This window comes from Bradyrhizobium sp. STM 3843 (assembly GCF_000239815.1).
Classification (GTDB): Bacteria; Pseudomonadota; Alphaproteobacteria; order Rhizobiales; family Xanthobacteraceae; genus Bradyrhizobium.
Genome location: NZ_CAFK01000261.1, coordinates 1 through 25,493, shown reverse-complemented (window position 1 = coordinate 25,493; position 25,493 = coordinate 1). Strand labels below are relative to the sequence as shown.

Sequence of the window (25,493 nt, the reverse complement as noted above, 5' to 3'; positions counted from 1 at the left end):
GTTTGCCGGGGTGTTGCGACAAGAAGCGGGCGGCGTAACAAAGTGTAACGCCGCCGGCGGTAACGACTAAGAGGATACCATTGGACTGCGCCGCAGACCCTGCGCTGATCGGAACCGGCCCGCTTAGTGACTCGCAGCCAGCAATCGCGCCGTGTGGCGGGCGATCATCATCTCCTCATTCGTATTGATAACGAAGACCCGGGCGCGCGACCGATCCAACGAGATCACGGTTTCGCCAGCCTGGTTTCTGATGTCGTCGAGTTCGATCCCGAGCCATTCAAAACCTTGACAGACGCGCTCGCGAACGCGCCAGGCGTGCTCACCGATGCCGCCGCAGAACACGACGGCGTCGAGTCCCGAGAGAATAGCCGCCATCGAACCGAGTTCGCGGCGGATGCGGAAGACGAAATAGTCGATCGCCTGCGCCGCTTCGCGGGTCCCGGCCGCTTCCAATTCGCGCATATCCTGCGACAGGCCGGAGAGCCCCTTCAACCCGGACTGCTTGTACAGCAGATCGGTGATCTGCTCCGCCGTCATTCCCTTTTCCTGCAACAGATACAGCACGACGCCAGGATCGAGCTGGCCGCAACGGGTGCCCATCGGCAGGCCATCGAGCGCAGTGAATCCCATCGAGGAGCCGACGCTCTGGCCGTCGCGGATCGCGCACATCGAGGCACCGTTGCCGAGATGCATGACGACGACCCTGCCCTGCTCGTAGAGCGGCGCAATCCGCTTCATATGCTCGATGACATATTCGTAGGACAGGCCATGAAAGCCGTAGCGACGAATGCCCTCCTCGTAGAACTGTCGCGGCAGCGCATAGGTGTCATTGACCCAGGGATGCGAACGATGAAAGGCGGTGTCGAAGCAGGCGACCTGGAGCGCACCCGGAAAGGCCTTGTGTGCCGCATGGACGCCGGCGAGGTTGTGCGGCTGGTGTAGCGGCGCAAACGGCATCAGTTTTGCCAGCTTCTCGATATTGGTGCTGTCGAGTACGATGGATTCCGAGAATTCGATGCCACCATGCACGACGCGGTGTCCGACAGCCTCGATCGCAGTCCGCCCGATGGTCTTGTCAAGTAACGCCAGCACAAGGTTAAGAGCGACCTCATGATCGGCTGCCTTGGCCGCATCGACACGCTCGTCGACGACCTTGTGACCGCCCTGCTCGGCCGTCAGATGCGGATCGTGAGCGCCGAGCCCCTCGATCTGGCCACGGATGCATTCGACGAGTTCGGCCTGGCGTTCGAACAGCGCGAACTTGATGGAGGACGAACCTGAATTGAGGGTGAGGATGTGCTTCACTATTCAGCCGCCTGATCGAGATGGATGCGCGCCCGACCGCCATCCTTCCACGCTTTATACAGCGACGCGATGGCGCAGGATGCAAGCCGCGCCTTGTCGCCGTCGGCGCGGCTGGTCAGGATGATCGGAACGGTGGCGCCGAGCGCAAGCCCGGCGGCCTCCGCCTGAGCAGCGAAAACGAGCTCCTTGGCGAGCATGTTCCCGGCCTCCAGGTTCGGCACGATCAGAATGTCGGCATGACCGGCAACGAGCGAAGTGATCCCCTTGGTCTTGGCGGCCGTGACGTCGATCGCGTTGTCCATGGCCAGCGGTCCATCGACCACGGCGCCTCGGATCTGGCCGCGATCGGCCATCTTCGCGAGCACTGCGGCATCGAGCGTCGATGGAATCTGCGGGTTCACGGTCTCGACCGCGGAGAGCACCCCGACCTTGGGCTTCTCGATCCCAAGCGCGAGCGCAACGTCAATCGCATTCTGGGTGATATCGACTTTGGCCGTCAGATCTGGAGCGATGTTGATGGCCGCATCCGAGACGATCAGCACGTGATCGAGTCCAGGCACGTCCATCACGAAGGCGTGGCTGAGACGTCGACTGGTGCGGAGGCCGCCGTCATGCTTGACCACATGATGCAAAAGCGCATCCGTATGCAGATGCCCCTTCATCAGCGCGTCTGCCTTGCCGCTGCGGACCAGGGCCACGCCCGCAGCCGCCGCGGCGTCGTCACCACCCACATCGAGGATCTCGACGCCAGTCAGATCGAGGCCAATATCCTTCGCGACGGCCGCGATCGTTGCCGCCGTCCCCACGAGAACGGGGCGGATCAGACCGTGGTCAGCCGCCAGCATCGCGCCGCCGAGCGAGCTCTGGTCTTCCGGAACGACGACAGCGGTGACCAGCGGCGGCAAACCTTCGCAGGCTTTCAAGAAGCGGTCAAAGTGGCGATGCCGCTGGATCAGAAGCTCGGGCACGATGCTGTCGTCAGCACGCACCTTGCGCGCGGGCGCCAGCACCTCGGCCACGCCTTCGGCAACGCAGTCGCCGCCCCGCCCCGTGATCACCGTGTCAAGCCGGACCACGCCTTCGGGAAGTTTTTCGCGCACGGTCACGGTGACATTCAATTCGTCGCGGACATGCACACGATTGATGAATCGAAAGCTCTGCGCCTTGTACAGCGTGCCGGGGCCCGGCAGGATATTACCGAGCACGGCGGAGACCAATGCGCCGACCCACATCGCCGGCGCTATCGCGTCCGAGCGCGCTTCGCCGTTCTGTTCAGGCATATGCAACGGGTTGAGATTGCCCGAGGCATGGGCGAAGATATAGAGGTCATTGGCGGTGCAGACGCGCTTGATCGAAGCGGTATCGCCAACCTTCAGTTCATCATAGAGCCTGTTCTCGCGGATCATGCTGCGGATTCCGTCAATCGCGACGACGCCCCCGAGCCCGTCCGGCCGCGCTCGGCGCCGTCATCCCCGGCAGGAGACGCGACAGCTCCCTCAGGATCGTACCAGTCCCGCGCCATCGTCAGCAGCGTCCGCTGGAAGCGCTTGAACATCGCAACGGTCGGCGCATCCATGTCCGCGATCGGACCCGCGACATCGAGCACGAGGTTGAGCGCGCTGTAACGATCGACGGGATCACTGAGCAGATCTTCCAAACTCGTGATCGCTTCTGGGCCTGCGAACTCCACGATCAGCGACTGCTCATAGATCATGCGGCTGCGCATCTCCGGCGTCATCGAATTGAATGGTGGACGGGAATGCAACAGCCGGTCAGAACGTTCCAGCCGGTCGCGCCGGACCGAGCCGCGGGTGCGCGCCAGCAGGATCAGCATCCGCACGATGCCCTCGGCATAGCCGCCGAGCTTGGCTTTGCTGATCGCCTCCTGGATATGTGGCAGCCGACTGACGTCATGGGACTGCCGACGCGCCCGGCGCAGCGTCCCCAGATGCTTCATCCACGGTGTTCCATACAGGCCATGGAAGAGGAGTTCGATTCCGGCATCGCGGCTGTCGCGATAGAGATCCCAGCTGCGTTCGATGGCATCGGCGACCATCTTCTCGAGCTTCAGAAGCGGATTGTCCGTTGCGGCCGGTGCACGGTGCGTGCGCATCTCATGTGCAAGCTCCCCGATATTGACCAGCAGCGGATTGCGATGCGAGAGCAGATATTGCTGCTGACGCAGCGGATGCAGCCGCTTCTGTGCCGCTGCGATGTCGGGCGTGACCAGCGCCTGCAGCATCGGCTGCAAGGTCAGCTCGTAGGTCTTGGTTGCCCATTCCGACCAGCCGGCCACAGCGGCAAACTCAACCTCTTCGTCGCGGCCATCATCGAGCTTGAGGACATCGTCGATGCTGCGCGCCTCGAACGAAACCTTGGTGGCTTCGCCGCTCTTCACGATCAACATCTCGTAGAGGCCGGGGGCAAGCGATTCGATGGTCTTGATCACCGAGCCGATCTGCTCGTGCTGCCTGTTGGCGACCTGGGCAGAGACGAAGATGCCGAGATGGCCGATCGAGTCATGCAGCGTATAGATGATGACGCGGCCACAGGCCTCGATCTCCTTGGCCGTGGGATAGAGATCCGGAATCCAGTTCAATGCCTGTTGCGGCGGAGTGATGTTGTCGCCGTGGGAGGCGAACACGATTACCGGTGCCTCGATGCGCTTGAGATCGACCGGCGTGCCGTCGCTAAGTACGGCCTCGCCCCGCGTCAGGCGATTGCCGATAAAGAGGTTCTCGACGATCCAGCGGATCTCGTTCTCATTCATGAAATAGAAACCGGACCACCATCGCTCGAAATCGAGAAAGTGGCTGGCGTCGCGGTCGACGTTCGCGAAGAGATCGTAGTTCTTGCGGAACCAGGTCTTGCCGGGATTGAGCATCTCGAAATTGAGCACGAGATTGGCGCCGTCAAACTTGCCGCCGCCGAGATCCGCGGCGAGCGCGGCCGGCACCGCACCACCGGCGATGCCGCCGAAATAGCGAAACGGATTGCGACCCGTCTCGCCTGCCCAATAGGACAGCGGCGCGCCGGCGATGACCACCGGTCCCATCAGATCCGAATGTGTCGCAGCCAGGATCATCGCCGCCCAGCCGCCCTGGCAATTGCCGGTCACCAGCGGCTTCGGCGCATGCGGGTGCCGGTTGTGCAGCTCGCGCAGGAACGCTGCCTCGGCCGCGCAGACATCAGCCAAGGTCTGGTCTGGCTCGGGATCGCGGAAGAAAATGACGAAATACACGGGATGACCATGCTTGAGCGCGACGCCGACCTCCGACTCGCTCTTGAAGCCGCCGATGCCGCTGCCGTGACCGGCGCGCGGGTCGATGATGACCCACGGCCGGGCATCCTCACGCGGCGCTGCCGTGCCGGCCGGGGGATGGATTCGGACCAGGGCGTAATTTACGGGATCAGGCAGCGTACGGCCGTCGACGATCATGTCGTAATTGAAGGCAAGCACTGGCCGAAAGCCATCCTTTTCGCGCTCGATCGCGGCGTCGCCACGCTGACACAGAGTGTCAAGGAACAGCACGAAACGCTGGCCGGCATCGCGGATATACTCGGCCGCCAGCGCATCGGCACGTGGGATCAGCAGATCGGGCAGCAGATCACGCCAGCCAGTCCATGCTGCGGTGGCCGCTTGCAGCTGATTGCGGCCGATCGCCTGTGCATGCCGGGCGCTCAGCGCCGCGAGCATTTGCATCTGCTCGCCGACATTGGCCCATGTGTCATGCATAGCCTGTGAATAGCGCGAGTTCATCTCGGAATCGATCATGCCTCTGACCTGCGGTGTGACGTCGATGTGGCCCCGGATACAGCTGACCTCGTCGATCAAGCCGCCGAATTTTCATGTCGTTACGCATATCAAGGTGCAGAAGAACGTCGGCCGGACCAAGCCGACGGACTTGTCGTTCCCATAAGTGATCGCGAGATCGACATCTTGGGTCTGAAACGCCGTGGCACAGCCGAACGCGACCGCCTCCTCGTTGGCGATGCCGATCAGCAGTGCTTTCTTACCGGCCAAGGAAGACACGCGCGTCCTTCTCCAGATGCGTCGGTTGCGACGATAGAGGCGATTTGTGATGGTCGTTCGTGCGCGGCAGACTCAAGCGACACCACGCCGCGTTTGGTCTGTCACGAGTTGGTGCGCTTGTAGCCGACGCGACCCGGAACGCCTTGCGTTGCGTCAACGACGGGAGATGGAAATCCGCTGTAGTTTCATGACATTGCGATGACGATTGCATGTTGAACCAAGGTCGCGCGGCCATCTCGGGCTCAGTCGTTGCGGTGCGACAGTCCCGACGAGCCGTGCCAAGGCTCGATCCCCGCAACTTCCGTCTATGCTTCGCGCAGCCGGGTGATATCGTTCTCCATTCCGCCGGTCAGAAGTGCCCTGCTTCTCACGGCAGGGTCTCTTCACGGACTTCAATCGGTGGCGGCAGTGTCCCGAATCAAAAGCAGGCCTCGTTTCGCAGTGGCCCCTCACGGAATTGCGGATTCGAAGGACAAAAAGGGTCTTAGATTTTGGCGCGCCTTTGAATCGAAGTCCCATGAATAATGCACGCAGAAATTGAGCTGAACTTCAAGTTCGCTGCACTAGGAAATGCCTGACCATGAATCGCGTCGTCTGGTTACGAAAGAAGGAAGACGATCGTGAGCCTGCCCACGCATCTGTTGCCGACATCAGTGGTTGGAAGCTATCCGCAGCCGGGCTGGCTGATCGATCGCGCGTTGCTGTCGAAATCAGTGCCGCGCATCCGCATGCAAGGCCTCTGGCGCATTCCGAAACCGCAATTGGAAGAAGCGCAGGATGACGCCACCGCTGGCGCCATCCGCGACATGGAGCGCGCCGGCATCGATATCGTCACCGATGGCGAAATCCGCCGCGAGAGCTACTCCAATCGCTTCGCCACCGCGCTCGATGGGATCGATACCGACAATCCCGCCGTCATCGTCTCGCGATCCGGACTGAAGACACCGGTCCCGCGCGTCGTTGCCCCCCTCAGGCGTCATCACCCGATTGAGCTGCGCGACCTGGAGTTCCTGCGCAGTCAGACCGACCGCACCGCCAAGATCACCCTGCCGGGCCCGTTCACCTTGAGCCAGCAGGCGAAGGACGAATTCTACGGAGATGAAGAAGCGCTGGCGATGGCGTTTGCCGAGGTGGTCAATGCCGAGGCGCGCGATCTGCAGAGAGCGGGCGCCGACATCATCCAGCTCGATGAGCCGTGGGTGCGCAATAACCCCGAGGCCGCGCGACGCTATGCGGTCAAGGCGATCGACCGCGCGCTCGATCGCATCACGATCCCGACCGTGGTGCACGTCTGCTTCGGCTATGCCGCGATCGTGCCCGGCTCGACCAAGCCGACGGGCTATCCTTTCCTGATCGAGCTGGCGGACAGCCAAGCGCAGCAGATCTCGATCGAGGCGGCGCAACCGCGGCTCGACCTCGGCGTGCTCAGGGACTTCGCCAGCAAGACGATCGTGCTGGGCGTGCTCGATCTCGGCGATCCCGAGATCGAGCCGGTCGCTGTCATCGCCGAGCGGATTCGCAGCGGCCTCAGATATGTCGCGCCTGGTCGACTGGTGCTGGCGCCGGATTGCGGCATGAAATACCTGGCCCGCACGACCGCCTTCGGCAAGCTGAAGGCGATGTGCGCGGCCGCCGCCCGCGTGCGTGACGAGATCAGCTGATCAAGCTGACGGGCTTGGGCCTCAAGCTCAGCTCTGCTCCGATACATACTGCGCAATGCCGTTGCCGAACGACCAGTTCTCCGCCACGACTTCAACAAGGTTGATGAAGATGTCCTCGGGCCGCAGCCCGGGATCCTTGGTCAGCTGAGCCACGATCTCACGATAGAGTGCCTGCTTCTTGGCGAGCGGACGCGTATTGCTGACCGTCATCTGGATCATGACGAGATCGTCGCTGCGGTGAATCCCGAGATAGTCGGCGCCGTACCAGAAATCCGGACCGTCATGCTCGTTCACCACCATGAAGCGATCGTCCTCCGGCACATCGAACACCATCCGCTGCGCGCGATAGATGCCCTCGAGGATCGCTTTGCGGTGAGCCGCCGACTTGCCGGACCTAAGTGAAACGCGTGTGAATGGCATCGTCATCTCCTCAATGCTTCGAACACGAAGCTGAACGTAGCGACGATTTATCATTTTAAAATCCCATGGTATAATATATCAATGATATCGATTTTAAATGGCTAGCGATGAAGACGTTGGACCTTGAGGCGGTACAGGCCTTCGTGCTGGCCGCGGACCTGAAGAGCTTCACGCGTGCGGCGGAGGCGCTGGAGACGACGCAATCGGCCGTCAGCCTCAAGATCAAGCGGCTTGAGGACGGGCTTGGCCGCAGGCTCTTGGACCGCACGCCGCGCCGTGTCCAGCTCTCCGCGGACGGCAGCGCATTCCTGGAGCCGGCACGCGCGCTCATCGCAACGCACCAGGTCGCGTTGCAGTCGTTTGGCGTCGCGTCACGCCGCCTGACCGTCGGCTTGAGCGACCACATCGTCGGTGCCGATCTGCCCCTGCTGCTGAAACGAATGAAGCGCGCCGAGCCCGGCCTGGTGCTGGAGATCCGCATCGCTGCATCGCGCGACGTGCTCGACGAGTTCGACCGCGGCATCGTCGACGCGGCCATCGTATTCCGTCACGACAATCGCCGGCGCGGTGGCGAGCCTATCGTGAAGGAAAGTTTCGGCTGGTTCGCCGCTCCGGATTTCACCTACCGTCCCGGCGAGCCGCTGCCGTTGGCGACGCAGGCCGAGCCCTGCAGCGTGCGCAACCTCGCGATCGGTGCCTTGAAGGCGGCCCGAATTCCCTGGAGCGAGGCATTTGTCGGAGGCGGCCTCGGCACCATCGGTGCGGCTGTCGCTGCGGGACTTGCGGTTGCCGCACTGGGGCAGCGTGTGGCTCCGCGCGGCACAATCGAGGTCGGCGCGCAGTTCGGCTTGCCGCCACTGCCGGCGCGCGACGTCGTCATGCACGCAAAAGTGACCGACGCGCGGGCCCGGGCCTCACTCAAGACGCTGGCCGCCGCCTTGCGCGCCAGCACGGGCTGAGCCCCGCTGGTCGCCGCGGGGATCGCCGCCCGGCACGGTCAGATGCCGAGTCGATCCCGCATCCGACCGCTCAGCACGGTAGCGGTCACGGCGACAGGCCAGAACGCGTGCAGCGGAATCGGCTTGACGGCCGAGATCGGCATATCGATCTCGGCTTTGGTTCCGCCGATGAGGCGGCGCGCGAGCTGTGCACCCATCGCAGTGGATAAGGCGACGCCGCGGCCATTGCACCCCAGCGAGACCAGAAGATTGTCGGCCGGCTCATGCACATGCGGATAGTGGTCGGCCGTGATCGCAAGCCGGCTATTCCAGCCATGCGTCCAGGCGACGCCCTTCAGCTGTGGCCACAGCCGCTCGGCATAACGGACCAGATAGGAAATGTCGGTCGGGCTCTTGATCCAGCGCATCGGCCCGCGCCCGCCCATCAGCAGGCGATTGTGCTGATCGATTCGATAGTAGACCGTGATGTGCCCGCTTTCGTACAACACCGAGCGCGTCGGCATGATCGCGCGCGCGACCTCATCCGAGAGCGGCGCCGTCGCGGCGATCGAGGAGAACACGGGCACGATGGTGCGGCGCAGGCCCAGCCAGAGATCATCAGTAAAGCCGTTGGTCGCGAGCAACACCTTGTCGGCATGTAAGGTCGCGCGCGGCGTAGTGATGCGCCAACGGCTGCCATCACGGGACAAGGACAGCGCCGGCGTCTCGCCGTGAACCGATGCGCCGGCTGCGATCGCAGCACGCGCCAGACCCCGCGCATAGCTGAGAGGATGCAGATCGCCGCCGCGGCTATCCAGCATGGCGCAGAGATAGCGGTCGGTACCGGTCATCTCGCGCAGCTCAGAGCGATTCAGGAGCTTCACCGGCATCCCACGCCGGATGCACTGCTCCGCTGTGGAACGGATACCGCTCGCGGCAGCCTCGTTGTAGGCCGCCCGCAAGGTGCCGTTCTGTCGCGCCTCACAGGGGATCTGATAGCGGCGGATCAGATCGAGCGTGAAGTTAGTCGTGCCATAAGCAAACGCGACCATACGCCGGCCGAGATCTGTGCCGAAATCGGCCTCGATCTTGTCGGGGTCATGTTTCAGGCCGGGATTGATCTGACCGCCATTGTTGCCCGAGGCGCCCCAGCCCGGCTCCTGCGCCTCCAGCACGGTGGCCTGCACGCCCTGCTCGGCCAGATGCAGCGCGGTCGAGAGCCCGGTGAAGCCGCCGCCGATGATGGCCACGGGAACGTGTTGGTCCGCTTCAAGCGCCGGGGTGGCCACGGGCGCCACCGCCGTATCGGCATAGAGACTCGGCGGCAGCGGGAGTCGAACAGGCCCGGTCATGGCTCAATCTCTTAGAGTGGGTGCAGCACGCGACGCAGGAAATCCTGCGTGCGCGGATGTTGCGGCTGGTTGAGCAGGCTCTTCGCCGGCCCCTGCTCGACGATGACGCCGCCGTCGATGAACAACACTCGGTCGGCGACCTCGCGGGCAAAGCCCATTTCATGGGTGACGACGACCATGGTCATGCCATCGTCGGCGAGCTTGCGCATTACCGAGAGCACCTCGCCGACCAGTTCTGGATCGAGCGCCGAGGTCGGCTCGTCGAACAGGATCGCCTTCGGCTGCATGGCGAGCGCACGGGCGATCGCAACGCGCTGCTGCTGACCGCCGGAGAGCTGCCGTGGATGGGCGTCGGCCTTGTCGGCCAGGCCGACGCGCGCAAGCAGCGCGCGGCCGCGCGCGATCGCCTCAGAGCGCGGCTCCTTCTTCACGAACAGCGGACCTTCGATCACGTTCTCCAACGCTGTCCGATGCGGGAACAGGTTGAAGCGCTGGAACACCATCGAGACCTGGGTGCGGATCGCAACGATCGAGCGTGAGTCGCGGTCGACGCGGAGGCCTTCGACATGGATCGCGCCACTGTCATAGCTCTCCAGGCCGTTGATGCAGCGGAGAATGGTCGACTTGCCGGAGCCGGACGGCCCGATGATACAGACCACCTCGCCCTTCTCGACCGATGCCGTGATGCCCTTCAGCACCTCGTTGCGCCCGAAGCGCTTGTGAACGTCCGCAAGCTCGATCATCGGTGAGACGCCCGCTTCTCGAAATGCCGCACCAGGAGGATCAGCGGGATGCTCATGGTCAGATACATCAGCGCCACCAGCGTGAACACGCTGGTGTTCTTGAAGGTCGAGGACGCAATCAGCTTGCCCTGCAATGCGAGCTCGGCGACCGTGATGGTCGAGGCCTGCGAGGAATCCTTCAGCATCATGATCATGACATTGCCATAGGGCGGTAGCACGATCCGCACCGCCTGCGGCAGGATCACGCGCCGCATCGTCAGCCACCAGCTCATGCCGATCGCCTGCGCCGCCTCGATCTGGCCCTTGTCGATCGCCTCAATGCCGGCGCGAAAATTCTCCGCCTGATAGGCGGAATAGGCGACGCCGAGCCCGATGATCGCGGCCTGCAGCGCGGTCAAGGACACGCCGAGATCGGGCATCACGAAATAGAGATAGAACAGCAGCACGATGATCGGAATGCCGCGGATCATGTTGATCAGCGCCGCACTGACCCATGACAGCGTGCGGATGCCGGACACCCGCATCATCGCCCAGATCAAGCCGAGCAGGGTCGACACCACGAGCGAGCCGAGCGTGACGATGATCGTCAGCGCGACGCCGTTCAACAGGATCGGCAGGAACTCGACGGCGTCGCGCGCAAACTTCTCCATGAAGGCGCCAGATCAGAGATCTTGAGCCTTCAGGCCCCATTTATCGAGGATCTTGGCGACCGTGCCGTTCTGCTTCAGCTTCGCCAGCGACGCATTGATCTTGCCGAGCAGCTCCTGGTCGGCCTTGCGCACGCCGATGCCGACCGAGCCAATGATGGTCGGCTTATAGCTCTCGACGATGCGCACCTCGGGAAATCCGCCCTGCTTCAGATTGTAGGCGAGGATCGGATAGTCGGCGAAGCCGGCCTTGAGCCGCCCGGCGTTCACGTCGCGCATGATGTCGGGGATGGTGTCGTAAGCTTTCACGTCGCTGAACTGGCCGGTCTTCTTCAGCGCATCGACAAAGGCCGTGCCGACCTGGGCACCGACCACCTGCCCCTTGAACTCGTCATAATTCGCGTAGTCCTTGGCGTCGCTCTTCGGCACCACAAGACCTTCGCCGTAGGTGTAGATCGGATCAGAGAAGTCGATCACCTCCTTGCGGGCGGGAGTGATGAACATCGCGGCCGCGATGATGTCGACCTTGTTGGCGTTGAGCGCGGCGATCAGCGCCGAGAACTGCATCGGCTCGATCTGCACCGAGAAACCGGCATCCTTGCCGATCTCGGTGATCAGATCGACCATCAGGCCCTGGATGGTCTGGGTCTTGGTGTCGAGGAAGGTAAAAGGAATGCCGGTCGGCGTGCTCCCGACCTTCAGCACCTGCTCGGCCGCGGCCGGAACGCTTGTTGCAGGGCTCGCGAGAAGCAACGTCCCCAGCACGAATTGGGCGAAACGCTTGACCAGCATGGCACGACCTCCTCCGGGCCCAGCTCCGCACCGATCGCGCGCTTGGGGGGGCGCATGCGGCTTGGACTAGGGTTTTCATCTATATGAAAATTTGATCATCAAGCGCTGGACTTGGCAAGCGGATTTCATGCAAATGAAAAAGGCTGAAAGAACCGGATAACGACGCAGGAATGGGCAAACAGGCATCCAGAGCCAAATCCAGGGCCGAGACGAAGCCGGCCGAGCCGGCGATGGACGTGGCGGTCGGGCAGCGGCTGCGTGAGCTCCGACACGGCGCCAATCTGTCGCTGGAAACGGTCGCAGGCCGCAGCGCACTCTCGGTCGGCTTTCTCAGCCAGGTCGAGCGCGGCTTGTCGTCACCGTCGCTGCGAGTGCTGGCAACGCTGGCGGACGTGCTCGGCGTCGGTATCGCCGCGCTGTTCGGGAGCGCCGATGCCAGCTCGGATGCCGGATCCGGCATCGTCACGCGCGCGGGCGAGCGCGCCGAGCTCAAGCTGTGGCGCAGCGGAATTTCAAAGCAGCTGCTGCATCCGACCGGCACCGACGGCAAGCTCAATCTGTTCCTGGTGCATATGGAGCCCGGCGGCTCGACCGGCGACGAGCTCTACACCCATGACGGCGAAGAGGCCGGGCTGGTGCTCGAAGGCGAGATGATTCTGACCGTCGACGACGAGACCTGGACGCTGACCAGCGGCGACAGCTTTCGTTTCGCCAGCCGCCGCCCGCATCGCTTCAGCAATCCGGCCAAGCGGGCCAAGGCCGTGGTGCTGTGGGTGAACTCGGTCACGTAGATCTATAACCCTTCAGATCGCGTCGGCGCGCTCCAGCGTATCGATCGTCACCACCCCATGCGCGCGCGAGACGCACGGGCAGAGCTTGCGGTTCTCGTGCTTCTGATGCTCGCTGAAGAAGACGTCGCGGTGATCAATCTCACCCTCTATCGCGACCACGTCGACGGCACAGACGCCGCACTCGCCGCGGCGGCAATCGGATATGATCTCGTGGCCGGCGGCATTCAGCACGTCGAGCATCGAGCGGTCGCGCGGCACCACGATCTCCTCGCCGCTGTCGCGCAAGCGCACCCGGAACGGCTCGGCCGCGAAGCGCCCGCTGGAGCCGAAAGTCTCGTAGCTGAGATCGCTCATCGCCCGGCCGCATGAGGCCCAGGCGCGACGCGCCTCCTCCAGCATCCGCATCGGGCCGCAGAACAACACGACGGCATCGGACGGCAGCGTGGCAAACAGCTGCGCGAGATCAAGCCGCTCGCCTTCGCTCGCCGCGTAGAAGGTCACGCGCTCGCCAAGCGTCGCCGTCAGTTCTTCGGCATAGGCCGTATCGGCCCGCGAGCGCACCGCATAATGCAGCGCGACGTTCGGCGTCTTGCGCAACAGCGCCCGCGCGGCGCCGACCAACGGCGTGATGCCGATGCCGCCGGCGACGAGACAATAGTGCCCGCGCTGCCAATCGACCTGCAACAGCGAAGTCGGGCTCGTCACCTGCAGCCGGGCGCCCGGCTGCAGCGACCACAGATAGCGCGAGCCGCCGCGCGAGTCCTCGGCACGCCGAACCGCGATGCGATAGCCCGCGGCATCGGCTTCTCCGACCAGCGAATAAGAGCGCACATCCGGCTGGCCATCGATGAGGACGCCGACCTTGATATGGCTGCCGAGCGGGTAAGGCGCGCAGGCAAAATGCTCCGGCCGCACGGTGAATTCGCGGATGCCCGGCGTGAGGTCGCGGATCGCGACCAGCGTGGCGGAATTCCAATTGTCTTCGAACCGCATGGTCGTCTCCTGTCAGCTCGCGCTCGGCGTCTTGATCAGCGCCGAGGCCGGGACCAGATCGAAATGACTGCGCGTCTTCAGCGCTGCCCGCAGATTGCGCGCGGCAAGGCGGGCATGTTCGCGCATGATGCTTTCGGCCCGCGCGCCCTCGCGATTCTCGATCGCATCAAGCACGATGCGGTGGTGATCCTGCGCCAGCAGCAGGATGTGATGCGCCTCCGGCAGCGCCGATTGCGCCATCACGAAGCCGCTCGGCGAGGCAAAGGGCAGCGCGCAGGCGCGGTCGACCTGACGGATCACGGGCGGGCTGCGCGAGAGCTCGGCGAGCAGCGCATGAAACCGCGCATTGAGCGCGACATAGGACGAGAACGCCTCGATCGAGATCGGATCCTGCGCGACCAGATCGTCGATCTGCGCCAGACACTCGCGCAACGGCTCGAGATCGCGCACCGAGACGCCGCGCTCGGCCGCGAGCCGCGCCGCCAGCCCTTCGAGCGTGCCGCGCAGCTCGATGGAATCGAGGATGTCGCGCTCGGAGAAGGATTTGATCATGAAACCGCCGGAGGGGATCGTCTCCAGCAGCCCCTCCTCCTCGAGCCGCACCAGCGCCATGCGTACCGGCGTGCGTGAGGCACCGGTGGCCTCGACCGCCTGTAATTCGCTGACGCGCTCGCCAGGCCGTAGAGATCCCGAAAGGATCAAATCACGCAGCGCCAGTTGGGCGCGTACGGTCTGCGACACGGAGCGATCGGCTTCGCGCTCGGCCATCGCGATTACTCCGCGGCTTCACGCAAGGGCGTTTCGCGCGCGATCATGCGATCGATGATCCGCCGCGACCACATCGCGCCGGCATCGATGTTGAGGTTGTAGAACACGCGGCCGGGATTCTCATCCATGGCGCGCTGCTGCGCCTCCAGGATCAGTTCGTCCTCGCGGAAGATGCCGGAGACGCCCTCGCGGATCTCGGTCGTCAGCCGCTGCTCGGAGAGCTGGTAGTTGCGCACGAAGGCCCAGAAATAGTGGCAGGTGCGCTCGGTTTCCGGCGTGATCGTGTTGAGCACCATGCCGTTGACGCCCTGCGAACGATCGCCCTCCGGCGCACCGGTCCCCGCCGGGGCCACGCCGACATCGATGGTCACGGTGCACGGCGCTTCGAAGCGGATGATCTGCCAGCGGTCGACCAGCCCCTCCTTGCCGAGCTGCTTCGCCCAGAACGGCGGCGGCTCGATGCCGCGCATCCAACGCGTGACCGTTGCGGTGCGCTCGCCATGGGTGACATCGAACGGCGCCTCGGCCACGGCCTCATTGCCGATCGACGAACCATGCACGAAGGTCTCGTGCGTGAGATCCATCAGATTGTCGACCACGAGGCGATAGTCGCATTTGACATGGATGGTCTTGCCGTCCCCCGCCCAGGCCGGATCATGATTCCAATGCATGTCCGGAATATCAGCGGGATCGGCTAGCGCCGGATCGCCCATCCACAGCCAGATGAAGCGATGGCGCTCGATCGCGGGATAGGCGCGCACGCAGGCCGACGGGTTGATGGTCTCCTGCGAGGGCATGAACGTGCAGCGGCCCTGCGCATTGAATTTCAGGCCGTGATAGCCGCAGACGACGGTGTCGCCTTCGAGCCGCCCCTTCGACAGCGGCACCAGGCGGTGCCAGCAGGCATCCTCGAGCGCGGTCACTGTGCCGTCAGCCTTGCGATACATCACCACATGCTTGCCGCAGATCGTGCGCGGCAGCAGCGCCTGCTTCACCTCGGCGTCCCAGGCGGCGGCATACCAGGCATTCATGGGAAAGGCGGCGGCCATGGCAATTTCCTCGCGTCGTTTCTATTGGATGCTATCTGTATACAACAATCCGGACATCTCGCGCAAGATCCCCTGATTTCAAACGGCCAATGGAAGTTTCTGTATACAATAACTGAACCAAATTGCTTTTGCTTATCATAATACCTCAAAGAAGCCGCACGCCTCCCTGATCTTCCGACCAGAAGGCGCCGAGAGAGTCGCGGCCTAAAGCCCCTCCCCCCTGAGCCAGGCCGCCCCGCGGGTATAGAGCGCCTCGACTTCCGGCCCTTTCAGCCCCGGCATGTCGCGCTTCACGGTGTAGCCGATCCGGGTCTGCAGATAGGCGAGATGGCGATAGCCGGCCGGAAATTGCGCGAGCAGCGCATGGTCCAGCGCCGGCACGGCGCCCGGCGTCACCGGATCCATGCGGTCCTTCTCATAGATCGGCTGGCGCAGCACGATGCCCCATGTGTCCCCGCGCTTTTCGAGAAAGTCATAGAAGCGCCCCGTGCAGAGCACGTCGCACAGCACGCCTTCGACCTCGGCGCGCTGCGAGATCGTCATCTTGGTCTGGCTGATGGCGCGATGGCCTGCGAGATCGACCGAGATGCCGCCGAGGAAGTGCAGGATGTTGACGCCCTTGGCCCAGGCCTGCTTGCTGATCTCGATGAACTCATCGCCGGTGCCTTGGGTCCAGGTCGCCATCATGCGCCCGTCCGGATGCCACACGGTGCGAAAGCGCTCCCAGTCACCGGCATCGCGCCAGATCGCCCAGTTCTGCAGGAGCTCGTGGATCTGCCTGATGTCTTCGATCTCGGCGGCGGTCTTGGTCATGGCAGCGTTTCCTCTTTCGTTGTCGGCTGCTGAATACATCGATCTCGTGGTCGCGGCAAAGCTGACGTGGCGAACGCTGACAATGGATGTCTGGAGGTGCGCTTCACGCCCGGTGTCGTCCCGCATTTGATCCGGGCCCCATACGCACCATCGACAATGGCTGCGGGAAGCGGTCGACCATCGTGCCTCGAACATCTCCCTGGGGTTATGGATCCCGGATCTGCGCGCGTTGCACGCGCTTGTCCGGGACGACAGCAATGACCTGGTCGACAGCTTCGAGGACAACACCACCATCATCGAAATCAGGGAGACGAGCGGGCTTGCCCCGCGGCGTTCGACGCCCGAGTGATGCGGCAGTCATGTCCCTCCAAGAATTCGAGAGGGCGCGAGGAAGGCCGGGAGCTCGCCGCCCCCATGGCCCGCCTGCAAAAGAAAAGCAGGCGGCAGTCACCACAGGTTCGGCCGAGACATTCCCGGCCTTCCCCGCGCGAATGGTTTTAACGGCTGCTTCGAGCTCTCCCCGGGGACCGGCTTGATTGCCCCCGTAGCGACAATGCGCCAAAGCGCACTGCGCAGACATCAGCACCGGGATGTCAGGACCACACGACTTGACCGTCCGACGCCACATCAGTCGTCTTGCGCGAAGCGCCTGACGCGACAACGTCCATCGCGGCCCACCTCCACGTATCGTGACGACGCGTACGTCCCTCTGCACGAGGCGGGATATCAGGAGATAAGCACAATTTCTGAAAAACAGCAATCGAATAATTGCCGTCCGAGACCTGGAATGTGTGATCGCCTTGCAAACACGCGCGAACTTCGTTTTTGCGCGGCTGCGTTTTGTTGAGCGTCGCTGACCTGAGCACTACGTCCGCAACCGTTGGTCCGGGAGAGCACAATATGATACAATTATCGGAGCGTCCTAAGATATAAGGACTAGCCCGCCATGACTGAGCGCAAACCGCTGGGAGCGAGTTGGGAATCGTGGGTCGAGGCGCGGATCCGGGTCGCCCAGGATCAGGGCGCTTTCGACAATCTGCCGGGAGCCGGCAAGCCGCTTACCGATCTCGGCCAGGAGCATGACCCGCTGTGGTGGGTGAAGCAGCTGATCAAACGCGAGCAGATCTCGATGCTGCCGCCGGCGCTCGAGCTTCGACGCAAGATCGAGAAGGAACTGGCGGCGATCGAGACGCTTCCGGACGAAACGGCCGTTCGTCGCCGTATTTCCGCGCTCAACGCCGAGATCGCAAAGGTGAACGCGACCGTGCTGGAGGGACCGCCAACTCAGCTCGGCGTGCTGGACGCTGATCAGGTCGTAGCGCGTTGGCGAAGCCGAGCCACAGATAGAGGTGCGTAGGATGGGTTGAGCCGAAGGCGAAACCCATCTTCGTCATCATACGCTGATAGCCGATGGGTTTCGCTCCGCTCAACCCATCCTACGTGCTTGGTCATTTGGCGCAGCGCTTCCTTGAAAGTCGATGCAGACCGGATCAAGGCTGACGAATCCGGATCGAGATCACGCGCCCGCCCTTGAGCTCGAAGGAGAAGGGGTGCGGAGGATAGGTCCAGAGCTCGGTGTCCTTCAGTTCGCTCGGCTCGAAATGGCTGGGCTGGCCGAACACGCCCACCAGATCATCGGTGGTGGCCCCGAGCGCGACATGGCTGAAATCATAGCCGGGCGCGGCGGTCTCGCCGGTGACCTGCAGCGCCACGATCTTGTCGGCGGCGATGGTGACGACGAAGTACGGATAGTGCTCGCGCTGGCCGATGAAGTAGATCCAGGCGACCTGGTCCTGCGGCTGCTCCAAGGTCCGGTGCGGCGGCCCGAGCACCGACGTGGCACTATCAGCAGCATCGCCGATCACGAGCGGTCCAAGGCGCAGGCAGGCGCGCGCCATCACCGCGATCAGTTCTTCCTGAGACAGCTTTCGCGGAGGAACGACCTTGCAGCCGAACCCGGCTCCGGCCCGGTGCCATTCGCCGCGCAAGTCCTTCAGGTCCGCCGGCAAGCCTTGCGCAGGAGCTGCAGCGGATTGCGCAACGGCAGCCGGGGATGTCGACAGCATCGTGACGATGACCAGCGACAGCGCTGTGCTCGCGCGACTGCGGTTCACTGACATGTCACAGTCCTATTTCCTGCTCTCGCCCGAACCGCCGAACGCATCGGGATCGAACTTCTGCGGATCCACCGGCTGGTACTGCGACCATTCCATGTCGGCGATCCCACCATAGCGCTGGGCCCAGGCCGGATCGGACGTGGCGTTGCCTTGCGCGACCGGACGCAGCTCGAAATGCAGGACCTTGCTGGGGCCGACCTCGCCGATCTTCTCGCCGTTCTTTACGCGAGCGCCGACGGCAGGCACCTTACCCTTCGAATCGACAAGACGGCCGAGATGGACGTAGCGGGTAAAGACGACGGCCCCGTTCGGATAGACGTGCTTGAGCACGACATAGCGGCCGCAGCCGCCGATCATGGGAAGGTCCCCCGGCGTCTGCTCCGCTGCCTCGACTTTGACGACCACGCCGTCCTCCATTGCGGCGACCGGCATGCCCTCCTTGTCTGCCGTCATGTCGATGCCGGGATGATCGCCCAACGTCCAGCAGCCGCATGACGCCATTTTGGCCTCGGATTGCGGCTTTGCCGGCTCCGCAGGCTGCACGGTCTGAAATTCGTTCACCAGAAGTCCCGGACCGTCGGTCGAGGTGAACACGTGGATGGCGTAGAGCGTCAGCTTTCCGCCGACCGGCACCTCGCGCGGCAGGAAGCCGTAGAGGATGTCCTGGACGAAGACCTTGAGGTCCCGCCCCTTGGCCGAGCGCACCGTGATGCAATGGGAGACCCCGAGCCCGTCGACCTGCTCCTTGGTGAAGCCGGACATCGCCATCGATCGCTTCAATAACTCTGTTGAACAGGCACCCCCGGCGTCTGCAAGCGTCACCTCGAGCTTGAACGGCGCGTCGTTGCTGATGTCGACGCCCTTGGCCGGCCGCGGCAGCGCCATGAGATCGTCGAGGCTGGCCTCCTTATAGCGGGCGTAATCGAACGCGGCCTCTGCGCGGCTCCCGGCTGCGAATACGAAGGCCAGCACGACGACCACCCCCCAGGTCACGAACGGACGCGTCCCAACACGCGTGACGCCAATCATGCAGTCCCCCACTCCCCGGTCGATGTCGCGGCCCACCCTATCCGATGTAGCCGTGCAAAGACCACAACCGTCGCGTGGAAATCAAACCGACGCGACCGGACCGTCCTCGGGTGAATGCGTAGAATGGGTTGAGCCGGAGGCGAAACCCATCCTCGATACGGACAAGCCGTTGGCGATCGGTTTCGCTTGACGCTCAACCTATCCTACGGACTGCAATCCGCCTGACCAAGTGCCCGGATACGCACAAGCTCGATCTCTTCCTGTCGTATAACGGTCACTGTTCCAAGACGGTGGTGAGGAGCCCCTCGACGTGATGTTCACGCTGACGGCGCGCGGCATGACGGTCCGCGACGTGGTCATGATGCCCACGAATTTCGATCTTGGCCGTCGTCTTCGCGCGAAAGTGTGAGCGAAAGCTCGGCATCAGAATGGGCTCAGCGACTTCGCGAAGTGATAGGATCAATATTGCTGGGGCGGAATTATCGGCCGGTGATGACCCTTTGAAGGAGGCTTCAATGCACAGGCACATCCTACTGACGACATCTGCCCTCATACTGGCATGCGGCGCTGCGGGTGCCTTGGCACAAACCCAGACCACCCCCCAGACCGATCAGCAACAGACGCAGTCGCGTCCGATGGGACAGTATGGCGGCATGATGGGGCCCGGAAGCATGATGGGCGGCGGCATGATGGGACATATGATGGGGGGCGGCATGATGGGTCGCGGCGCGATGGGACGACCTTTTATGCGCATGATGTTTGCCCTGATCGATACCGACAGCGATGGGACCATCTCGCTGCAGGAGTTCCAGGCAGCTCACGAGCGGATCTTCAAAGCGATGGACACCAACAAGGACGGCAAGCTCACGCCGGAGGAGATGGAAGCCTTCATCCACGGGGCCCAGTGATCGACTCATTGCGGCGTGCAGGCTCCCGGAACACAGCCGGCGCCGCGCTGTGGTAAGTCACCGGCCGATTCAAAACCGCTTCTCGGACAGGATGCGCGCGGCGTGTTGCAGCCGGTCGACCGAGCGCTCGGTATCGGTTAATGCGCAGCAGCTGACCAGTGTATCGATGATGGCGAGCTGAGCGACGCGGCTGCTCATGGCCTCGGGACGGTAGCGGGTCTCATTGGCGACGGTATAGAGCAGAACGTCGCAATGGGCCGCGAGAGGCGACTTGCCGAGCCGTGTGATGCCGATGGTCCGGGCGCCGGCTTCCCGCGCCAACCGCGTCGCCAGCACCGTCTCGACCGTGCTGCCCGAGTGAGACACCGTCACGGTCGTGACATCACGGCCGGTCATGCCCGCGCTGACGGCCTGGACATGGGAATCCACGACAGCGTTCGCAGCAAGCCCGAGCTGCAGCAGGCGATAGGACAGATCCTGCGCGATCGGCGCTGAGCTTCCGATGCCGTAGATCTCAATTCTCCGGGCTTGCCTTAAGAGGCTTGCCGCCTTCGCCAACGATTCCATCGAGAGCAGGCGGCGCGTCTCGTGCAGTGATGCGGCGTGCGCAGCGAAGATGTGATCGGTAACGGTGGTCGGATCGTCGCCCCGATGCAGATCCTCCTGGATCAGGCGAACCGGCTCGATCAGATCCCGCGCCAGAAGAATCTTCAGCTCCTGAAACCCGCGCACGCCGACCCGTCGGCAAAACGAGACGATGGTGCCCTCGCTGACTCCACATGTCTCGGCCACCTCGGTGATCGACATGTGAATGAAGGACTCAGGTTGTGCGAGGATCAGCTCGGCGATCTGCCTGGCTTTCGGAGGAAGATCCGTCTGCAATTCACGCACGCGGGATAGGATGCCATTGACGGCCGGTCCTGCATTCAAGGTCGAAACTGTCACCCGCGCCCTCGCGAACTACGTGAGAATCCGTCTGGTGGATCGGCTGGAGCAAAGTGCAGCCCCGGTTGTGATGTCAATCGCCGCGTGATTGCCGGACGTGTCCGGCCCACTCACGCCACCCTGCACTCCGCTCCCGCATGATCTCACCCTTGGCCTGCTCCGCCGTCCCGCAATGTCACTGGCCGGTTGGGCGCCGATGCGATCATCCCATTCTGGCCGGTCTCGACCTTACACTGAGAAAAACTCAGAATAAATTATCACATAAATAAAATATTCACACCACCGTCAATTCGCGTTGCTACGCCCCCTCCTGCTGACCCGCGCGGTGCTTACGCAGCGCTGCGCACCGCGATCCGTTTTTTCAAGACCGTTTCGAACCCAGGAAGGCGATACAGGATGACTACACGTCGTGATTTTCTGGCGGGCGCCACGGCGACCGCCACCTTTGCCAGCATCCGCCAGGCGCTCGCCATTCCGGCGCGGCGCCGGACCGGCACCATCATGGACGTCAAGCACGTCGTGATCCTGATGCAGGAGAACCGCGGGTTCGACCATTATTTCGGCACCCTCCGCGGCGTGCGCGGCTTCGGCGATCGCTTCCCGATTCCGCTCGAAAGCGGCAAGCCGGTGTGGTTCCAGTCCGACGGCACCCGTGAGATCCCGCCCTATCACCGCGATTCCGCAACCAGCAACGCGCTGGTCGGCTACGGCACGCCGCACTCCTACGGCGACAGCCAGGCTGCCTGGAACCAGGGCAAGATGGGCTACTGGCCCAAGTATAAGACCCCTTATGCGATGGGCTATTTCGGCCGCGACGACATCCCGTTCCAGTTTGCGCTCGCCGAGGCCTTCACGCTGTGCGACGCCTATCACTGCTCGATCACCACCGGCACCGACCCGAACCGCATCACGTTCTGGTCGGGCTCCAACTTCAATCCGGCGCTGCGTGCGCAAGGCATCAATTGCACCAGCAACGATGCCGAGCCCAACAATCTCCGCTGCTGGCCCAATCCGTCGAAGTGGGTGGCGGGTCAGCCGCAGCCGCAGCCGACCTACAAATATGTCGGCAGCGACTTCGCCTGGGACACGCTTCCCGACCTCCTGAACAAGGTCGGCGTCAGCTGGCACATCTATCAGGACATGAACGACAACTGGACCGGCGCGATGCACGGCTGTCTGGCGTTCTCGAGCTTCCGTCATGCGCAGCCGGGCGATCCCAACTACGTCCACGGCCTGACCGGCGGCCCGGACTATCTCGACCGGCTGAAGGCCGACGTGATGGCCGGCACGCTGCCGCAGGTGTCGTGGATCCTGCCGACCCAGGCGAACTCCGAGCATCCCGGCGGCGGCAGCCCGACCCGCGCCGGCAACTTCACCGACCAGGTGCTGGAAGCCCTGACCGCCAACCCCGAGGTCTGGAGCCAGACCGTCTTCTTCCTGACCTTCGACGAGAATGACGGCTTCTTCGATCACCTGCCGGCGCCGGCAGTGCCGTCCTACGACATCAACGGCAACCTGATGGGCAAGGCGACCATGTCGCTCGCGGGTGAGTATTTCTCCAACACGGTCGGCAACGTGCTGACCGCTGCGGATACGATCAGCGGCAACATCCGCCCATGGGGTCTCTCTGCCCGCGTGCCGATGTACGTGGTGTCGCCGTGGAGCAAGGGCGGCTGGGTCAACTCGCAGGTGTTCGACCATACGTCCGTCGGACGCTTCCTCGAGAAGCGTTTCGGCATCAAGGTCGACGCTATCAGCCCATGGCATCGCGCCATCTCGGGCGATCTGACCTCGGCCTTCGACTTCGCCAGCCCCAACGATCCGCGTTTCCCTGAATTGCCCGACCAGAGCAACTGGCAGGCATCGGATGCGCATCAGAAGACGCTGCCTGCACCGGTTGCGCCGGCGACGCCGCAGCCGCTGTTCCAGGAGACCGGGGTGCGCTACGCGCGTCCGCTGCCCTACATCCTGCACGCCACCGCGCAGGCCGATGCCGGCAGCGGCAAGGTCAGGCTCCTGTTCGCCAACACCGGCTTTGCGGGCGCCGTGTTCCACGTCTATGACAGACTGCACCTCGACCTCATTCCGCGACGCTACACCGTCGAGGCAGGCCGGATGCTGGACGACGAATGGACCGCCGGCACCGACGGCCTGTATGATCTATGGGTGCTCGGCCCGAACGGCTTCCACCGTCAGTTCAAGGGCGACCTCAGTAAGATCAAGCAGCACAATGCGCCGAACCCCGAGATCTTCGTCGGCTACAATGTCTTCGAGGGCGGGCTGCACATGCAGCTGCGCAACGACGGCAATGGCCACGTGAACTTCACGGTGAAGTCCAACAAGATCTATGGGCCGCTGCAAGCCGTCACCGCCTCCGTCTCGGCTGCGCTGCAGCCGATGTGTCCGGGCTTTGGTCCGCTGCCGGGCTTCCATCCGGTGGGCTTCGGCGCGATACCGGGCTTCCGCTCGGCTCCCGATTTCGACGCTGTCGGCTTTGGCTTCGATGCACCGGCCTTCTTCCCGGGACCCAGCCATGGCGGGCCGGCCACGTCGTGGGACGTCAAAGTGTCCGGCTCCGGCCACGGCAAGGAGCTCTACTGGCAGCTGCGCAAGACCGGCCTCTGGTATGACTTCGTCATCACCAGCGACTCCGATGACAGCTTCTTGCGGCGCGTCGCCGGACACGTCGAGAGCGGCCGCCCTTCGTTCAGCGATCCCGGCATGGCGCTCACCGACAGCTTCTGAACACTCCTTACAATCACATCAGCGATGGAGGCGCCCTCGCGGGCGCCTCTTGCAATATCGACTTGAGCTTGCCGAACGGGGGCGACAGGCGTAGGCCAGCTACCCACGCGACCGCTTGAGGCGCTTGCCGGGGTTAGGCTTTGTCATGCGCATCTTGCTGTCCGAAGGATCCGGCCTCACCTCCCGCCAGGTCGCAGGACGGCTCGGCGCGCTCGGGCACGAGGTCGAGATTCTCTCGTCCTCGAAACTCTGCCTGACGCGCTTCACGCGGCATGTCAGGGCGGTGCACCACGTCCCCCGTTTTGGCCTTGATCCGTTCGGCTGGCTCGCCGCCGCCGAGCGGATCGCAGGTGAGCGCAAGGCCGACCTGCTGTTTCCGACCCAAGAGCAGGTGACTGTGCTCTCAGCACACCGGAAGCAGCTTCGGGTGAGCACGATCGTGCCGCCGTTCAAGAGCCTGGCGCAGGTGCAGGACAAGATCTCCGCGTTTCGCACCCTGGCAGCCATTGGCGCGCCACAGCCCCAGACATTCGTGATCGCAAGTCCAGCCGAGCTCGACCAGATCACGACCTATCCGGTTTTCGTCAAACGCCCCGTGAGCACGGCGAGCTCCGGAGTCCGGCGCGCCAGCAACGCTCGCGAGCTCGAGGCGGCAGCGCGCGCCTTGGGCCTTCAATCAGGCCTTGGGCAATCCGGTCTTGGGCAATCCGGCTTGTTAGTCCAAAGCCAGGCATCCGGCCCGCTCGTCATGGTCCAGGCGGTTGCAGATCAGGGCCGCCTGATCGCCCATCACGCCTGCTTGCGTTTGCGGGAAGGTGTCGGCGGCGGAGCTTCGCTGAAGCAGAGCATTGCCTTGCCTGACCTTGCCGACATGCTCGCGCGGCTGGTTGCGGCGCTCGGGTGGCATGGCGGTCTTTCGATGGACCTGATCGTTGCAGCCAGCGGCCCCGTGATCATCGACGTCAATCCTCGACTCGTCGAACCCGGAAACGCCTATGCCGCGGGCGTCGATCTTGTCGCCGCGATGCTGGACCTGGTCGGCGGCGCAAGGCCCGCGCAGAGGCCGGCGGGCCGTCCGACGGTGCGCACGCGCCAGACGCTGCTCGCCATTCTCGGAGCTGCCGAGCAATCCGGTGCGCGTCGCGTCGTCCTTCATGAAGCCTTCAATGCTATTCTTGCACGCGCTGATTATGCCGACACGATTGAGGAACTGACACCGGTCGCCGGTGATCCCATCGCGGCGGTGCCCGTGCTCGCCGCGCTCGTCGCCTGCCTGGTCCGACCGTCGCTATGGCGCAGATTTCACGCCGGTGCTGTCGGCCCCTATGCGGTCACGCCGGAGGCGTGGGACGAGATCTTGGCGCGGGCGGAGTAGCGTCTGGTTTCGACTGAACTCGTCAGGATGCGCGGCTATCACTTCTGGCTCGATCGCCATCCGTCATTC

Annotated in this window: 23 protein-coding genes; 7 read left to right on the top strand and 16 right to left on the bottom strand. The window is 63.6% G+C overall.

What is annotated here, in order from left to right:
• Window positions 1-123 precede the first annotated feature (123 nt).
• The 4 genes from BRAS3843_RS26945 to BRAS3843_RS40965 form a co-directional block, all read right to left on the bottom strand.
• The gene (locus BRAS3843_RS26945) at window positions 124-1,305 is read right to left on the bottom strand and encodes an acetate/propionate family kinase (RefSeq protein ID WP_008972284.1); all 1,182 of its coding nucleotides are present in this window, start codon (window positions 1,303-1,305) and stop codon (window positions 124-126) included.
• A complete protein-coding gene (locus tag BRAS3843_RS26940; protein ID WP_008972283.1) occupies window positions 1,305-2,711 on the bottom strand; it encodes a bifunctional enoyl-CoA hydratase/phosphate acetyltransferase in 1,407 nt (468 codons plus the stop codon). Before BRAS3843_RS26940 ends, BRAS3843_RS26945 begins: the two co-directional genes overlap by 1 nt.
• A complete protein-coding gene (locus BRAS3843_RS26935; protein WP_139024981.1) occupies window positions 2,708-5,080 on the bottom strand; it encodes a DUF3141 domain-containing protein in 2,373 nt (790 codons plus the stop codon). Before BRAS3843_RS26935 ends, BRAS3843_RS26940 begins: the two co-directional genes overlap by 4 nt.
• Window positions 5,081-5,152: 72 nt before the next feature.
• On the bottom strand, window positions 5,153-5,338 hold the full coding sequence (locus BRAS3843_RS40965; protein ID WP_008972281.1) for an Enoyl-(acyl-carrier-protein) reductase (NADH) (NADH-dependent enoyl-ACP reductase) (Fragment) (modular protein): 186 nt from the start codon (window positions 5,336-5,338) through the stop codon (window positions 5,153-5,155).
• 626 nt (window positions 5,339-5,964) lie between these two features.
• On the opposite strand from BRAS3843_RS40965, the gene BRAS3843_RS26930 reads away from it, so the two are divergent.
• Window positions 5,965-6,999, top strand: a complete 1,035-nt coding sequence (locus BRAS3843_RS26930) for a cobalamin-independent methionine synthase II family protein (RefSeq protein ID WP_035982895.1) — start codon at window positions 5,965-5,967, stop codon at window positions 6,997-6,999.
• A 27-nt stretch (window positions 7,000-7,026) separates the two neighbouring features.
• Here the strand turns inward: BRAS3843_RS26930 and BRAS3843_RS26925 are convergent, their stop codons facing one another.
• Window positions 7,027-7,419 carry a tautomerase family protein gene (locus BRAS3843_RS26925; RefSeq protein WP_008972279.1) on the bottom strand — a complete coding sequence of 131 codons (393 nt, stop codon included), beginning with the start codon at window positions 7,417-7,419 and terminating at the stop codon, window positions 7,027-7,029.
• A gap of 107 nt (window positions 7,420-7,526) precedes the next feature.
• Here BRAS3843_RS26925 and BRAS3843_RS26920 point away from each other — a divergent pair, with 107 nt between their 5' ends.
• A complete protein-coding gene (locus tag BRAS3843_RS26920) occupies window positions 7,527-8,378 on the top strand; it encodes a LysR family transcriptional regulator (protein ID WP_008972278.1) in 852 nt (283 codons plus the stop codon).
• Between the two features lie 38 nt (window positions 8,379-8,416).
• Here BRAS3843_RS26920 and BRAS3843_RS26915 read toward each other — a convergent pair whose 3' ends face one another.
• The 4 genes from BRAS3843_RS26915 to BRAS3843_RS26900 are packed head-to-tail and all read right to left on the bottom strand — an operon-like array spanning window position 8,417 to window position 11,891.
• Window positions 8,417-9,709 carry an FAD-binding oxidoreductase gene (locus tag BRAS3843_RS26915; protein WP_008972277.1) on the bottom strand — a complete coding sequence of 431 codons (1,293 nt, stop codon included), beginning with the start codon at window positions 9,707-9,709 and terminating at the stop codon, window positions 8,417-8,419.
• Window positions 9,710-9,720: 11 nt separating this feature from the next.
• Window positions 9,721-10,452: an amino acid ABC transporter ATP-binding protein gene (locus BRAS3843_RS26910; RefSeq protein WP_008972276.1), complete on the bottom strand. Its 732-nt coding sequence runs from the start codon at window positions 10,450-10,452 to the stop codon at window positions 9,721-9,723.
• A complete protein-coding gene (locus BRAS3843_RS26905; RefSeq protein ID WP_008972275.1) occupies window positions 10,449-11,102 on the bottom strand; it encodes an amino acid ABC transporter permease in 654 nt (217 codons plus the stop codon). Before BRAS3843_RS26905 ends, BRAS3843_RS26910 begins: the two co-directional genes overlap by 4 nt.
• 12 nt (window positions 11,103-11,114) lie before the next feature.
• Window positions 11,115-11,891 (bottom strand): ABC transporter substrate-binding protein, encoded by a 777-nt coding sequence (locus BRAS3843_RS26900; protein WP_008972274.1) that lies wholly within the window; start codon window positions 11,889-11,891, stop codon window positions 11,115-11,117.
• Window positions 11,892-12,061: 170 nt separating this feature from the next.
• On the opposite strand from BRAS3843_RS26900, the gene BRAS3843_RS26895 reads away from it, so the two are divergent.
• The gene (locus BRAS3843_RS26895) at window positions 12,062-12,682 is read left to right on the top strand and encodes a cupin domain-containing protein (RefSeq protein WP_008972273.1); all 621 of its coding nucleotides are present in this window, start codon (window positions 12,062-12,064) and stop codon (window positions 12,680-12,682) included.
• Between the two features lie 12 nt (window positions 12,683-12,694).
• On the opposite strand, the gene BRAS3843_RS26890 is transcribed toward BRAS3843_RS26895, so the two are convergent.
• The 4 genes from BRAS3843_RS26890 to BRAS3843_RS26875 form a co-directional block, all read right to left on the bottom strand.
• Window positions 12,695-13,675, bottom strand: a complete 981-nt coding sequence (locus tag BRAS3843_RS26890; RefSeq protein WP_008972272.1) for a PDR/VanB family oxidoreductase — start codon at window positions 13,673-13,675, stop codon at window positions 12,695-12,697.
• A 12-nt stretch (window positions 13,676-13,687) separates the two neighbouring features.
• The gene (locus BRAS3843_RS26885; RefSeq protein WP_008972271.1) at window positions 13,688-14,443 is read right to left on the bottom strand and encodes a GntR family transcriptional regulator; all 756 of its coding nucleotides are present in this window, start codon (window positions 14,441-14,443) and stop codon (window positions 13,688-13,690) included.
• 5 nt (window positions 14,444-14,448) lie between these two features.
• The gene (locus tag BRAS3843_RS26880; protein ID WP_008972270.1) at window positions 14,449-15,492 is read right to left on the bottom strand and encodes an aromatic ring-hydroxylating dioxygenase subunit alpha; all 1,044 of its coding nucleotides are present in this window, start codon (window positions 15,490-15,492) and stop codon (window positions 14,449-14,451) included.
• Between the two features lie 204 nt (window positions 15,493-15,696).
• Window positions 15,697-16,305, bottom strand: a complete 609-nt coding sequence (locus BRAS3843_RS26875) for a nuclear transport factor 2 family protein (protein WP_008972269.1) — start codon at window positions 16,303-16,305, stop codon at window positions 15,697-15,699.
• A 946-nt stretch (window positions 16,306-17,251) separates the two neighbouring features.
• Here BRAS3843_RS26875 and BRAS3843_RS26870 point away from each other — a divergent pair.
• Window positions 17,252-17,662 (top strand): DUF1992 domain-containing protein, encoded by a 411-nt coding sequence (locus BRAS3843_RS26870; RefSeq protein ID WP_008972267.1) that lies wholly within the window; start codon window positions 17,252-17,254, stop codon window positions 17,660-17,662.
• Window positions 17,663-17,795: 133 nt separating this feature from the next.
• On the opposite strand, the gene BRAS3843_RS26865 is transcribed toward BRAS3843_RS26870, so the two are convergent.
• Together BRAS3843_RS26865 and BRAS3843_RS26860 are read right to left on the bottom strand one after the other, a co-directional pair.
• Window positions 17,796-18,425, bottom strand: a complete 630-nt coding sequence (locus BRAS3843_RS26865) for a hypothetical protein (RefSeq protein WP_008972266.1) — start codon at window positions 18,423-18,425, stop codon at window positions 17,796-17,798.
• 9 nt (window positions 18,426-18,434) lie between these two features.
• Window positions 18,435-19,451 carry a M23 family metallopeptidase gene (locus tag BRAS3843_RS26860; protein WP_008972265.1) on the bottom strand — a complete coding sequence of 339 codons (1,017 nt, stop codon included), beginning with the start codon at window positions 19,449-19,451 and terminating at the stop codon, window positions 18,435-18,437.
• Between the two features lie 515 nt (window positions 19,452-19,966).
• On the opposite strand from BRAS3843_RS26860, the gene BRAS3843_RS26855 reads away from it, so the two are divergent.
• Entirely contained in the window at window positions 19,967-20,359 is a 393-nt protein-coding gene (locus tag BRAS3843_RS26855; protein WP_008972263.1) for an EF-hand domain-containing protein, read from the top strand.
• A 69-nt stretch (window positions 20,360-20,428) separates the two neighbouring features.
• Here BRAS3843_RS26855 and BRAS3843_RS26850 read toward each other — a convergent pair whose 3' ends face one another.
• On the bottom strand, window positions 20,429-21,304 hold the full coding sequence (locus tag BRAS3843_RS26850; RefSeq protein ID WP_008972262.1) for a MurR/RpiR family transcriptional regulator: 876 nt from the start codon (window positions 21,302-21,304) through the stop codon (window positions 20,429-20,431).
• A 396-nt stretch (window positions 21,305-21,700) separates the two neighbouring features.
• Between BRAS3843_RS26850 and BRAS3843_RS26845 the strand changes: the two genes are divergently transcribed.
• Complete coding sequence (locus BRAS3843_RS26845) at window positions 21,701-24,049, top strand: phospholipase C, phosphocholine-specific (protein ID WP_008972261.1); 2,349 nt, start codon at window positions 21,701-21,703, stop codon at window positions 24,047-24,049.
• A gap of 145 nt (window positions 24,050-24,194) precedes the next feature.
• On the top strand, window positions 24,195-25,424 hold the full coding sequence (locus BRAS3843_RS26840; RefSeq protein WP_008972260.1) for an ATP-grasp domain-containing protein: 1,230 nt from the start codon (window positions 24,195-24,197) through the stop codon (window positions 25,422-25,424).
• Window positions 25,425-25,493: the final 69 nt, after the last annotated feature.